Genomic DNA, 13,207 nt, shown 5'->3' with positions numbered 1-13,207 from the left:
TGGAATTTCTAGCACTTAGCTGCGCTAAGATGCTGAAATTCCGTTCTCCCCCGCAAGGGGGGAGATAACGTCACCGCCCCGGTCTCCCCGTTTTCCCCTTCGTCCTGGCCTTGCGCTTGCCGTCTGCCGGATCCTCGTAGGAGCCGGCGCCAGCGCGGGCGCGGATGATCGGGCGGGGGTCGTCGGGATTCCCCTCCCCAACCCTCCCCACAGGGGGGAGGGAGCTGGTTGTGCCTGCCGGTTTCTCCGGCAACTTTCCCGTCACCGGCTTTTCGGTGCGGCCGACGGTCATTTCGTCGAGGGTGTTTTTGCGGAAATAGGAGCTTTCCGGGCCGGATTTCGGCAGGGGGACGGCGCCGTCGGTGCCGGGGCCCATGTCGTCGATATGGGGTTTGGAGAAATAGCTGCCCTTGCCCTGCGGGGTGCCGGATTTGTTGCGGCCGGAGGGGGAGATGCGGGGTTGGGTTGAGTCTGGGGTACCCCCCTCTGTCGCCTGCGGCGACATCTCCCCCACAGGGGGGGAGAGTGGGCCGCTGCTGCTTCGGCTCTTGCCGCTCTTCGGGCTTTCGCCGGCCTCCTGCCTCGCCATCGGATCGTCCATGGTGGCGAGTTCGGCGGCCTTCAGGCGTTTGATTTCGTCGCGGAGGCGCGCGGCTTTTTCGAAGTCGAGGTCGGCGGCGGCGTCGCGCATGCTCTTTTCCAGCGCGTTGAGATGGGCCTGGAGATTGTTGCCGACGAGGTGGCCGCCGTCTGCGAAACCCTTGCCGCCGGTTGCGCCCGAGATGTCGGCGCGGACGTGGTCGCGTTCGTAGACCGAGTCGAGGATGTCGGAGATGCGGGCCTTGACGGATTCGGGCGTGATGCCGTGTTCGATGTTGTAGGCCATCTGCTTTTCGCGGCGGCGGGACGTCTCGTCCATGGCGCGCTGCATCGAGCCGGTGATCTGGTCGGCATAGAGGATGACCTTGCCGTCGACGTTTCGGGCCGCACGTCCAATTGTCTGAACAAGGGACGTTTCCGAGCGCAAAAAGCCTTCCTTGTCGGCATCGAGGATGGCGACGAAGCCGCATTCGGGGATGTCGAGGCCTTCGCGCAGCAGGTTGATGCCGACGAGCACGTCGAAGGCGCCGAGGCGCAGATCGCGGATGATCTCGATGCGCTCCAGCGTGTCGATGTCCGAGTGCATGTAGCGGACGCGCACGCCCTGTTCATGCAGGTATTCGGTGAGGTCTTCGGCCATGCGCTTGGTGAGCACGGTGACGAGGGTGCGGTAGCCCTTTTGCGCGGTTTCGCGGATCTCGCCGAGCACGTCGTCGACCTGGGATTTGGCCGGGCGGATTTCGACCGGCGGGTCGATGAGGCCGGTGGGTCGGATGACCTGTTCGGCGAAGACGCCGCCGGATTCTTCCATTTCCCAGCTGCCGGGGGTGGCGGAGACGGCGATGGTCTGGGGGCGCATGGCGTCCCATTCCTCGAAGCGCAGCGGACGGTTGTCCATGCAGGAGGGCAGGCGGAAGCCGTATTCGGCCAGCGTCGCCTTGCGGCGGAAGTCGCCCCGGTACATGCCGCCGATCTGGGAGACGGAGACGTGGCTCTCGTCGATGAAGAGCAGGGCGTTGTCGGGGATGTATTCGAAGAGCGTCGGTGGCGGTTCGCCGGGCTTGCGGCCGGTGAGGTAGCGCGAATAGTTCTCGATGCCGGCGCAGGAGCCGGTGGCTTCGAGCATTTCGATGTCGTAGCGGGTGCGCTGTTCCAGGCGCTGCGCTTCGAGCAGGCGGCCGCCCTTTTCGAGCTCGGCGAGGCGGGTCTTCAGCTCTTCCTTGATCGACTTGATGGCGCCGTTGAGGGCGGGGCGCGGCGTGACATAGTGGCTGTTGGCGTAGATCTTGACCGACTTCATGTCGCCGGTCTTCTTGCCGGTGAGCGGGTCGAATTCGGTGATGCTCTCGATCTCGTCACCGAAGAGGGTGATGCGCCAGGCGGCATCTTCCAGGTGGGCGGGGAAGAGTTCGATCGTGTCGCCGCGGACGCGGAACGAGCCGCGGACGAAGTTGATGTCCTGGCGCTTGTATTGCTGGGCGACGAGGTCGGCCAGGAGCTGGCGCTGGTCGATGCGGTCGCCGACCGACATCTGGAAGGTCATGGCGGTGTAGGTTTCGACCGAGCCGATACCGTAAATGCAGGAGACGGAGGCGACGATGATGCAGTCGTCGCGCTCGAGGATGGCGCGGGTGGCGGCGTGGCGCATGCGGTCGATCTGTTCGTTGATCGACGATTCCTTCTCGATGAAGGTATCCGAGCGCGGCACATAGGCTTCCGGCTGGTAGTAGTCGTAATAGGAGACGAAATATTCGACGGCGTTGTCGGGGAAGAAGTTCTTGAACTCGGAATAGAGCTGCGCAGCGAGCGTCTTGTTCGGCGCGAGGATGACGGCGGGGCGCTGGGTCGCCTCGATCACCTTGGCCATCGTAAACGTCTTGCCGGAGCCGGTGACACCGAGCAGGACCTGGGTGCGGTCGTCGCTCTTCAGGCCTTCGACGAGGTCCTTGATGGCGGTCGGCTGGTCGCCGGCGGGTTCGAAATCGGAGGCCATGCGGATCGGCACGCCGCCTTCGGATTTCGCCGGGCGGGCCGGGCGGTGGGGCATCCAGAGTTCGCCGTTCTTGAACAGCGGGTTGCCGCTTTCGATCAGGGCGGAGAGGGCCTCGACGGTGGCCGTGACGGCGCCAGGGGCGAGGGATTCGGCTTCCTCGAGCGAGACATCCATGCCGGCGATCGGATTGAGGCCGGCAGCGGCGCGGGTCTTCGGATCGGAGGAGGCGCCTATCGAGACGCCGCGGGAGGTTTTGGTCGAGGTGGTGTTCTTGGCGGTGACTTGTTTTGCGCTCACGCTGTCGTCGCTTTGCGACTTCGCTCCGCGGGGGCCTCGCATTGGCTCGGACGCCCGTTCGGGCTTGCGGCCTGCGGCCGACTGCTGCGCCTTTTCCAGCGCCACCTTTTCGGCGTGGCGGCGGGCTTCCACCTCGATCTTCTTGCGGTGCTTGCCGGCCTTGGAGGCGAGCTCCCGCTGGCTTTCGACCGTCGAGGCTTCCGCCTCGGCCTCCAGCTGCTTCACCCAGTCCGACACCGAGCCGGACAAAGGTGCGCCTTCGAACGAGGCTTGCGGGGCTTCCTCGAATCCGGTCGAGGGGGCGGAGGATTTGGGAGATTTGGCCATGGCCGGAATATGGAGAAGCCTGTTGGCAAAGGGAAGGGGCGGGGCGGGATAATCAGAACGAAAACGCAACGGGTGGCGCGGGTTATTGCCAGGGTGGTGGCAGGAGGGTGTGCCATCGACAGGAGCCGGGTGTCAGTGCCTAAAGATGTTGTCGCGATGCCAGGCAAGGTAATGCGGATGAGGGCGCAGATGGGCCGGAGAGGGCACACGCGCCCTGCCGTCGCGGACCAGCAGATGCGAAACGTCTTCGTTCAGCTGCCGTGACTGAAGGATGCTAAAGTCGTCTGCCAGCGACAAGAGACCGCGATCAAACATCCAGTGCACTGTGCCCGACAGGGCAATGCCGTTCTGGACCGAGTCATTGCCACCACGTTCGACGGGCACGATATGCGCAGCCTCCACTTCCGGACGCCCGCCGCCGTTGATCAACCGCAGTCCGGTGAAGGCGCAGGTTCGGTCGTAAACACGGCGAATATGTTGGCGGAACTTGGCGTCTCGAAACGGCCGATTGATGGTCTGGGCGATGATCGGGCGGATGAAACCGTCGACGCTGTAGTCGGCCTGCGCGTTTTCCTCAACAGCAAGGATGGCGAGCGGGTGATGCAGCAGAGAATTGCCGTCTGGCTGATCCGTGCGTTGCGGCCATTCATCCGGCTCGGACAGACCTGCCTGAACCAGCGCCACAAATTCTTGTTCGCTGATCACGCGCACCGCCTGCACGCTTCGGCCAGGATTGACGCTGCCGTCCGGTGCCACAAGCTGCCGTTCGAAGCCTCCATTCAGGCGGTAATCCAAGGGGCTATCGAAGTCGATGTAGTCGGCAAGTCTCGCGTAGTAATGCTCCGGAAGATCACCGTCTGGTTCAACGGCCGTGACTCGAGCAAGGCCGGAATAGTAGCGACCGAAACTGCCTGGCAGCGGACCATAGTAGACGATCCAGTCTCCCAGAGCCTGCTGCACACGCGACAGGTACATCTTTGGGAAATGATACTGCCTGCCACGGATGTCTTTATAGGTGCTGTCGTCCTTGTGATAGAAGATCGCCTTGGCCATCAGATGCCCGAGTCCTGCTGAGTGAACCGCAGTATGCGCGGTGTGGCGGGGGTAGCAAGCGGCGATGCGATGGCCTCTTCTTACGCCACCGACAGATGACCCGTCTTGCGCTTGCGCTTGATGGCGGTGGTCTGGTGTTCGGCGATCCAGGTGGCGAGTGCCCTGGGTGGCATGGGGCGGGCGAAGAGGTAGCCTTGCGCGACCGTGCAGCCGAGGCGGGCGAGGACTGCGGCGTCCTCGTTGGTTTCGACACCTTCGACGACGATGTCGAGATCCAGCGAGTGGCCGAGGCTGACCATGGCTGTCACCAGTTTCTGGTTGGTCTCGCAGCGGGCGACGTCCTTGACGAAGCTGCGGTCGATCTTCAGGCGGTCCACCTTCAGGCTGATCAGATAGGCCAGCGAGGAATGTCCCATACCGAAATCGTCGACGGCGAGCTTGTAGCCGGCTTCTTCCAGCCGCTTCAGCTGGGCATCGGCGAGCGCCGGATCGAGGATGGCTTCCTCGGTGATTTCGATTTCCAGCGCTGACGGCCAGACCCCATGGTCGGCCGTGACCTTCTCCAGCATGTCGGCAACGGAATAGAGGGCGAATTCGCGCGGCGAGACGTTCAGCGCGACGCTGGCGTTCTTCAGGCCGAAGTCGGGCAGCTGGCGCGCCAGCACGCAGGCGTCGGCCGCGATCCGGGCGGTCAGGCGTTCCGATAGATGCATGGCCTGGGCGGCATTGACGATATCGGGCGGAGCGATGAAGCCGAGCTGCGGATGCTGCCAGCGGACCAGCGCCTCGAAGCCGGTGATGCGACGGGTGGCGAGGTCGAGCTGAGGCTGGAACCAGGCTCCGACGGCGCCGCTGTCGATGGCGGCGCAGAGATCCTGTTCGATCCGACGCTTTCTATCGGCATTGAGACGCAGTTCGGGATCGAACTCGCCGGGCTTGCGCCGGTCGCCGCGCTTGGCCTCATAGAGGGCCATATCGGCGCAGATCAGCAATTCCTCGGCGGTGCCGGCATGATCCGGATAGGTGGCCAGTCCGACGCTGAGGCCAATGATGGCGCGGTGCTGGCCCCAGCCGATCGGGGTGCGGCTCGCCTCGATGACGCGGTTGGCATGGGCGCGGGCCCGTTCGATCGCATCGTTTCCGGAGACGATGACGGCAAATTCGTCGCCGCCGAGGCGGGCGATCAGGCTGCCGTCTCCGATCAGCGCTTCGAGCCTGGCGCCGATCTCGCGCAGCAGCGCGTCACCGGCGCTGTGGCCGAGCGTGTCGTTGATCGCCTGGAAGCGCTCGACGTCGAAGATCAGCAGGGCGACGGCCTCTGAAAGCACCGCAGCGCGGGCGATGTCGCCGGTCAGACGTCCATGGAAGAACATCCGGTTGGAGAGGCCGGTGAGCGTGTCACGATTGGCGAGAGCCTCGAGACGGGTATTCTGTCGCAGGATGTCGCTGTTGGCGCGGGTCAGACTGTCTGCGAGCGTCGTTGCTTCGTGGCGGGCAATCTGGCTGTTGACGAAGATGCGCTCGGCCCAGAGGCTGCGGCGGATAAAGACGATCATCAGAATGGCGAGGCATGCGCCAACGATAAGGTCGCTGCTGCCGCCATGGTGCGCGAGGCTCAAGAGCTGCGACAGCAGGATCGGCACGGCATAGGCGAGTGCCAGCGGGGTATAGCCGAATTGCCGGACAATCGAGCCCGTCGCCATGCCGCCCATGATCATCATGATCGGCGTGTGCTGACCGAGCGGCTCGAAATCGGCAATGGCCAAAGGGAGGCCGGCCCAGATCATGCCATGGAGGAAGGCGCCGAGGGCCAGAATTGACAGGCATCGGCTCGGATCGGAGATGTGAAGTCCAGCCCGGCGGATGCGGCTCAGCGAGATCTCGCGGAAGATGATCGCCGCCATCGAGAAGGCAAACCAGAGCGCCGACGCCCAGTGAATTCCGCCGTTGATATGGAGTAGCAGCAGGACAGCGAGATGCGCTGCCACATTGGCCGTGAGGATGGAGCGATAACCGCGTTCGATATCCGCGACCTGCGCTTGCAGGATTGCAAGGGGAAATCCACCATTCCTGCGCAATCGGGAATCCATGCTCAAATATCCAGCTTAATCGCAATAATGCAGCAATATCAGCAGTGTTTTAACGGTCTGTTACAGCCCGAGGGTTGGATCTATTAAAAGGCGCGAGACTATCGGAGGTTGATCGGTCTGCCTCTCATTGCCATCATGCGCGAAATCCGGGCGTTGCGAACGCAACTTCGGGCGGGATGCAAGGCGGTGCCGGCATGCAGTTGATCTTGGCCTTGTGGGCAAAACGGTCGATGATGGCGGCAGATTCGGCGGTCGCCGTTTCGTTCCTTTTGCTCCGTCCCCCGGTGTTTCCATGCCCACATTTACCCCTGCCGCCTTGTGGCCGATCCTGCTTCTTTCGGCGTCCAACATCTTCATGACCTTCGCCTGGTATGGCCATCTCAAATACAAGACCTCGGCCCTGTGGATCGCCATCGTTGCGAGTTGGGGGATCGCCTTCTTCGAATACTGCCTGGCCGTGCCCGCCAACCGCATCGGCTCGGAGGTCTATTCCGCTGCCCAGCTGAAGACGATGCAGGAAGTGATCACGCTGATCGTGTTCTCCGGTTTCTCGGTGTTCTTCCTGAAGGAGAGCCTGACAATCAACCACGCCATCGGTTTTGCGCTGATCGCGGCCGGCGCGGCCTTCGTGTTTCGCGGATGACAGCCCGGCCCGGCTTGTCGGACGAAACATGACCCAGAAGCGCCCGGCGTCCATGGTGTGGAGCCGGGTTGCTTGCGCCGGATATTTGCCTGCGGTGTGATCGCTGAGATCACCCCTGCCTGATGACGAGGAGTACGCATTGACCCGTCTTCCGAGCCTTGCCGAGATCCGTTCGCTGGAAGAGAGCCTGCATCGTGCCGAGACACGAGGCTCGCGCGCTGCGCTTGAAACGCTGCTGGCGGAGGGATTTGTCGAGATTGGCGCGTCCGGTTCAGTCTACGACAGGACGGCGATCATCCAGCTGCTGCTCGCCGAAGAGGCAGGCGGTCTTTCACAGCTCCGAAGTGCCAACTACGTTCTGAGGCCGATCTCGGACGATGCCGTGCTTCTGACCTACGAGACCGAGCGCTTGTTTGCCGATGGCAGCGCGCGCTCGGCCTTGCGCAGTTCCATCTGGAAACATGACGGAACGGCGTGGCGGATGTTTTTCCATCAGGGCACCGTCAGGGCCTAGATCCGGCGAAAACGGCTTCGCCTTCCATGCTCCCTCTGCGTCCTTGCGCAATCCCGGACGCAGAACCGCTTCGCCCTTTTGCTGAACTTGCTCCGGGTCCGGCGTCAACCGGTGGGTTCAGGCCGCCGGAACTGGCGTCGGTTTGCCATCGGCATCGAGAGCGACCATGACAAAAGTGGCTTCCGTGACCTTTTCCATCACATGAGTCAGATAACGCTGGGCCCAGGTTTCGACCTTCAGCGTCATGGATGTGCGGCCGACGCGGCTGATCTCGGTATAGACGCAGAGTGTGTCGCCGATCTTGACCGGCATGGCGAAGGCCATTTCCTGGACGGCGGCGGTGACGACGCGGCCATGGGCGCGCTCGGCGGCGCGGATGCCGCAGGCCAGGTCCATCTGAGCCATGACCCAGCCGCCGAAAATGTCGCCTGCCGCATTGGCATCTGCCGGCATGGCCAGCGTGCGGAGCGTGAGTTCTCCTTGAGGGGCAGAGCTTGGCTGATGAGGCATGGCGGTAAACGACTCCTGTGTTTCGCGGGCAAGGGCAACAGAGCGCGCCGGCTTGGGTGGCGCCATCTGTCATTTTTGGGGGATGAAAAACCACCCATCATAATTGACATTCGCAAATTTAGAAAATTGGAAGGGGCAAATATCAAAATTTACGCAATTCTGACACAAGCCCGAGGTCCTCATGAAATCCATGTCCCTGTCGGTCCGCCTGTATGCGCTCGTCGCCATTGCGTTGGCCGTGCTGGTTGCGACGCTGACCTACAGCCTGTTCAATGCCTATGACGCGCTGACCCAGGAACGGCGGGCAGGGCTGGCCCAGATCAATGACAACGCTATCGCCATCTTCAACAAATACTACAAGATGGAGCAGGAAGGCAGCCTGACGCGGGCCGAGGCGCAGGAGCGGGCAAAGGACGTGGTATCCGCCATGCGCTATGCCCCGGACGGCTATCTCTGGATCAACGACATGCAGCCGGTGATGATCATGCATCCGATCAAGCCGGAGCTGAATGGCAAGAATCTCAGCGAGAACAAGGATACGAACGGCAAGCACCTGTTCGTCGAATTCGTCAACACGGTGAAGGCCCACAAGGAAGGTTTCGTCGACTATTACTGGCCGAAGCCGGGCTTCGATGCGCCGGTCGAGAAGTTCAGCCATGTCGTCGGTTTCGAGCCCTGGGGCTGGATTGTCGGCACCGGCGTCTATTCGGATGACCTGGCGGCGCTGTTTCGCCGGACGGCGACGGAATATGCCGTCATCATCGGTGTTGCCATTCTCGCCATCCTCTTCTGTGCCACCATGGTTGTGCGCAGCGTGGTTTCCCCGATCAACCGGCTGAAATCGGCGATGAGCGACATTGCCGACGAGCGGGTCGATACCGCAATCACCGATGCCGACCGGCGCGACGAGATCGGCCGGATGGCACAGACACTGCAGGTTCTGCGCGACAGCGTGCGCGACCGGATCGATATGCGCAGCCGCGAAGCCGAGCAGCAGGAGAGCCTGAACGGCGAACGGGCGCGCAACGAGACGCAGCTCAGGACCTCCGCCGAACGGCAGAGCCATGCGATCGGCGCGATCGGTGCGGCGCTGGAGCAGCTGGCCGAGGGGGATCTGACGGTGCAGATCGACGCGATCGGGGCCGACTACGAAAAGCTGCGCCATGATTTCAACCGGGCCGTCCAGTCGCTTGCCGGCGTGATTGCGGCGATCAACCAGACGAGCGAGGTCGTGACCTCTTCGGCCGGCAATATCAGCGAGGCGACCAACAATCTGTCGAAGCGCACGGAGCAGCAGGCGGCGGCCCTGGAAGAGACGGCGGCGGCGCTGGACGAGATTACCGCAACCGTGCGCACGGCGGCGGAGCGGGCCAACGAGGCGCGCCAGATGGTGGCCGAGACGAAGACGAGCGCCAACCGTTCCGGCGAGATCGTGCGCAATGCGGTCGATGCCATGGGCCGGATCGAGGGCTCGTCGCAGAAGATCAGCCAGATCATTTCCGTGATCGACGAGATCGCCTTCCAGACGAACCTTCTGGCGCTCAATGCCGGCGTCGAGGCGGCGCGGGCAGGCGAGGCGGGTCGCGGCTTTGCGGTCGTGGCGCAGGAGGTGCGCGAGCTGGCGCAGCGTTCCGCCAATGCGGCGAAGGAGATCAAGACGCTGATCAGCGCGTCGGCGGCCGAAGTCGACACCGGCGTCGGCCTGGTGCGCTCGACGGGGGATGCGCTGCTCGAGATCGAGGCGCTGGTCAACCGCGTGAACGACAGCGTCAACACGATTGCCACGGCAGCGAAGGAGCAGGCCACGGGTCTGGCGGAGATCAACACCTCGGTCAACCACATGGACCAGATGACGCAGCAGAATGCGGCCATGGTGGAGGAAACCTCGGCGGCCGGACAATCGCTGGCGGAAGAGAGCTACAATCTGCGCCAGCTGCTGTCGCGCCTCAAGGTCCATGGGAGCCCGGCGGCGGGCCATCGACGGGCGGCCTGACGGTCAGTCCAGACGCACGCACAAGGGCCGGCGGCGCGATCCGCCGGCCCTTCATTTTTGCCCCGGATTTCTGGCGGCGGTCGTTCATGGCGCATTAAGCCGGAATGGCTTATGCTGCCTGAAGTTGTCCCATAACGGGCCATCGAGGGTGAAATGAGTTTTGTGTTTTCGTCCCTTGGCAGCCGGCTCACGATCGCTGCCTTTTCGGCCCTGCTCCTGTCAGGCTGTTCCGGCAGTGACCGCATTCCGCTTGCCGATGTCGGCGGCGGCCCAAGGGCCGGCGATCAGATGATCGGCAAGGTGGAGCGGACGCGGGACGGGCGGGTGCTTGTCGGGCGCGTCGGCGATCCCCAGGCGGAGGCCGCGGCCTATGCGCCGCCCGCAGGTCAGCAGAATGCCGGCAGCGAAGGCATCGACTATCTCAACACCCCCAATCTGGCCGGCAACGGCGCGGTTCAGGGTGCATCCCGGATGGCGTCGGCATCGTCCGATGCAGGGGCGGGCCAGACGATGAGCGCCATGGCGATCCCGGAAGGCGGTGTCAATATTGACGGTGAGCTCGGGGTCGGGGTTTCCGATGCGAGTTATGCCGATGCGGCGAGCCCGGTCGGCGTGCAGCCGCAGCTCGTGACGCAGGATGGAGCCATGGCGATCGCCGAGGGCAATACGAGCCAGCCGGTGGTGGACGGCATCGGGTTCGACGAGCCGACGCAGATCGTGACGGGGCCGACAGGACCGCAGCCGGCAGTGCAGGAAACACAGGTGGCCGAGCAGATGGCGGACGAGGGCGGGATCCTGCCGCTTTCGGCGGACAGCGGCAATTCGGGCATGAACGATCCGGGACCGGTGTCGAGCCGGCGGGTTGCGGCCTCAGCCCTGCCGCGACGGGCGCCGGCGGGCAAGGACTGCTCGCTCTATCTCGACAAGCGGAACTGCCGTTAGCGCGCGTCTACCTAATTCTCCAATTAGGGAATTGCCTTATTATTTTTATATTGAATGGCGGTTGCGCCTGGGCGCTGCTGTGGGCTTTGCGCCCTGGGCGGATCATGGGGATGGCCGTCCCCACTGTTTTCTGGGCGCATCCCAGGTTTGGCAGTCTGGCTTTCGCAAAACTTTGCGGCTTCCTGCTTTCTGCTGAGAGACCGGGTGCGCCCATGCGAGAGCCGTACCGCCGCGGCCGCAGGCGGCCTTGCGGGCGGTGCGGGCAGGGCCTAGAGGCTTGAGGTGCCGGCTCTGCCATACCCCCAGATCGAAAGGGGTGGCGGGCGCCGCATCCTGCCGCCCAAGGTCTCCCTTACCGGGAGGGCCTGCGTCTTCCGGAGCCAGCCATGCCGCCGATTGCCGATATCCTGATGTTTGCCGCGATGCTCGCTGTCGCCGGTGCCGTGGCAGGGCTGCTGGCCGGCGTGTTCGGGATTGGCGGGGGTGCGGTGCTGGTGCCGGTGTTTTACCAGGTCTTCGGTTATGCCGGGATCCCCGAACACGTGATCATGCATCTCGCCGTCGGCACCTCGACGGCGCTGATCGTACCGACCTCGATCCGGTCGTTCCGGGCGCATCAGGCGCGCGGGGCGGTCGATATGGACCTGCTGAAGGGGTGGATGATCGCGGTGCCCTTGGGTGCGCTCGCGGCGACCGTGGTTGCGGCTTACGTCTCGAGTGCGGGGCTTCGGCTCTTCTTCGCGGTGATGGGGCTGGTGCTCGCCGCCCGCATGCTCTTTCTCTCCAACCGGCTGCATCTCGGCACGGAGCTGCCGGGCCAGCCCTGGCGCTTCCTGACGGGTTCGGCGATCGGACTGTTTTCCGGGCTGATGGGGGTCGGGGGCGGGGTGTTCAACAACACCTTCATGACGCTTTACGGACGGCCGATCCACCAGGCGGTGGCGACCTCCTCGGGTGTGGGCGTGCTGATCTCGATCCCGGCCGTTTTCGGCTTCATCTATGCCGGCTGGGGCGAGGCGGGCCTGCCGCCGTTTTCGACCGGCTTCGTCAACTGGATCGCCTTTGCCGTGATCTTTCCCATCACCATGGTGGTCGCACCCTATGGGGTGAAACTCGCCCACAGCCTCAACAAGCGGCAGCTGGAAGTGGGGTTCGCGGTGTTTCTGCTGTTCGTTTCGGCGCGGTTTTTCTGGAGCCTGGTGGGGGCCTGAGACCGGCACACGGCGTTCGGTTCGGGATTTCCAGCAGCAGCGCGGGCGCGGATCAGCGGACCGAGACGCGATTGCGGCCTGATCGTTTGGAGAAATATAGGCCCTCATCAGCCCGCTTCAGGATATCGCTGGAAAACCGGTCCGGCTGGCTGAACTCGCTGACGCCGCCGCTGATGGTGGATTCGTAGCTCAGGCTCTTTCGCAACACATCCGGGACCCGCTCGCGCAATCGGTCTGCAATCTCGAGCGCATCGTTGCGATGCAGGTCCGGCATCACGATGACGAATTCGTCGCCGCCGAAGCGGGCGATCACGTCATCCTGGCGCAAATTCTCGCGGCAGAGCCGGGCGATCTCGATCAGGGCCGAATCGCCGGCGTGGTGGCCGCGCTCGTCGTTCAGGCTCTTGAAATTGTCGAGGTCGAAAACCAGGACCGAGGTCTGGGATTGTTCGCGGGCAAAGATCTGCATGCGGTGATCCAGGGTTTCGATCAGTTTGCGGCGGTTGTAGAGGCCGGTCAGTGCATCGGTTTCGCTTTGTTCGCGAAGTTTGCGTTGCACGTCGTTTTTCTCGGTGATGTTGCTCGCCACCCAGACGACGGCATCCTCGCCGTCCACCTTGAAGGGAAGCGCCTGCACGCGCCCCTCGAACCAGATCGGCGCCGAGGGGCCTTCGCCGGCGCCTTTGACGTCGCTGCCGGACAATTCATATTCGACGATATGCAGAACGCCGCAATCCAGCGCCTTGCCGATCTCGGCGGCAAACCAGCGGGCCTTGTCTTCCTTCAGCACGTCGAAGATGCTGAGCCCGATCAGGGCGCTGCCATCGTGATAGTGACGGGCGTCCTTGCCGCCGAAGATCTCGGAGTAACGGCCGCTGCGCGTGAGGATGAAGGCGGGATCGGGAAGCGATGACAGGATTGCCGTCAATTGCTGCTGCGTAAACACGACACCGCTCTCCACCTGTATTCATGTGATCCCGAGCCGATGCGTCGAATGCAGAAATCGGCGCCATCTTCCGCTTCGGGTTCCCTTG

10 protein-coding genes are annotated in these 13,207 nt (G+C 63.5%); 5 read left to right on the top strand and 5 right to left on the bottom strand.

Annotated features, from left to right (window positions below; genetic code table 11):
* Positions 1 to 70: 70 nt before the first annotated feature.
* The 3 genes from uvrB to DMY87_RS06545 form a co-directional block, all read right to left on the bottom strand.
* Positions 71 to 3,217 (bottom strand): excinuclease ABC subunit UvrB, encoded by a 3,147-nt coding sequence (uvrB, locus tag DMY87_RS06555; RefSeq protein ID WP_110790511.1) that lies wholly within the window; start codon positions 3,215 to 3,217, stop codon positions 71 to 73.
* Positions 3,218 to 3,349: 132 nt separating this feature from the next.
* Positions 3,350 to 4,270, bottom strand: a complete 921-nt coding sequence (locus DMY87_RS06550; RefSeq protein WP_110790510.1) for an HNH endonuclease — start codon at positions 4,268 to 4,270, stop codon at positions 3,350 to 3,352.
* Between the two features lie 80 nt (positions 4,271 to 4,350).
* A complete protein-coding gene (locus DMY87_RS06545) occupies positions 4,351 to 6,360 on the bottom strand; it encodes a putative bifunctional diguanylate cyclase/phosphodiesterase (RefSeq protein WP_110790509.1) in 2,010 nt (669 codons plus the stop codon).
* 292 nt (positions 6,361 to 6,652) lie between these two features.
* Here DMY87_RS06545 and DMY87_RS06540 point away from each other — a divergent pair, with 292 nt between their 5' ends.
* Positions 6,653 to 7,003 carry a DMT family protein gene (locus tag DMY87_RS06540; RefSeq protein ID WP_110790979.1) on the top strand — a complete coding sequence of 117 codons (351 nt, stop codon included), beginning with the start codon at positions 6,653 to 6,655 and terminating at the stop codon, positions 7,001 to 7,003.
* A gap of 139 nt (positions 7,004 to 7,142) precedes the next feature.
* Positions 7,143 to 7,517, top strand: a complete 375-nt coding sequence (locus DMY87_RS06535; protein WP_245408843.1) for a nuclear transport factor 2 family protein — start codon at positions 7,143 to 7,145, stop codon at positions 7,515 to 7,517.
* A 117-nt stretch (positions 7,518 to 7,634) separates the two neighbouring features.
* Here the strand turns inward: DMY87_RS06535 and DMY87_RS06530 are convergent, their stop codons facing one another.
* Complete coding sequence (locus DMY87_RS06530) at positions 7,635 to 8,027, bottom strand: acyl-CoA thioesterase (RefSeq protein WP_110790977.1); 393 nt, start codon at positions 8,025 to 8,027, stop codon at positions 7,635 to 7,637.
* Between the two features lie 181 nt (positions 8,028 to 8,208).
* Between DMY87_RS06530 and DMY87_RS06525 the strand changes: the two genes are divergently transcribed.
* The 3 genes from DMY87_RS06525 (at position 8,209) to DMY87_RS06515 (ending at position 12,173) form a co-directional block, all read left to right on the top strand.
* On the top strand, positions 8,209 to 10,020 hold the full coding sequence (locus DMY87_RS06525; RefSeq protein WP_110790508.1) for a methyl-accepting chemotaxis protein: 1,812 nt from the start codon (positions 8,209 to 8,211) through the stop codon (positions 10,018 to 10,020).
* A gap of 153 nt (positions 10,021 to 10,173) precedes the next feature.
* A complete protein-coding gene (locus DMY87_RS06520; RefSeq protein ID WP_110790507.1) occupies positions 10,174 to 10,962 on the top strand; it encodes a hypothetical protein in 789 nt (262 codons plus the stop codon).
* Between the two features lie 386 nt (positions 10,963 to 11,348).
* On the top strand, positions 11,349 to 12,173 hold the full coding sequence (locus DMY87_RS06515; RefSeq protein ID WP_110790506.1) for a sulfite exporter TauE/SafE family protein: 825 nt from the start codon (positions 11,349 to 11,351) through the stop codon (positions 12,171 to 12,173).
* Positions 12,174 to 12,225: 52 nt separating this feature from the next.
* Here DMY87_RS06515 and DMY87_RS06510 read toward each other — a convergent pair whose 3' ends face one another.
* Positions 12,226 to 13,119 (bottom strand): sensor domain-containing diguanylate cyclase, encoded by an 894-nt coding sequence (locus DMY87_RS06510; protein WP_110790505.1) that lies wholly within the window; start codon positions 13,117 to 13,119, stop codon positions 12,226 to 12,228.
* Positions 13,120 to 13,207 lie beyond the last annotated feature (88 nt).

Origin of the sequence: Peteryoungia wuzhouensis, assembly GCF_003205195.1 — a bacterium.
Lineage (GTDB): Bacteria > Pseudomonadota > Alphaproteobacteria > Rhizobiales > Rhizobiaceae > Allorhizobium > Allorhizobium wuzhouense.
The sequence above is the reverse complement of the archived record's forward strand: the minus strand, read 5'-3'. Positions and strand labels throughout refer to the sequence as shown.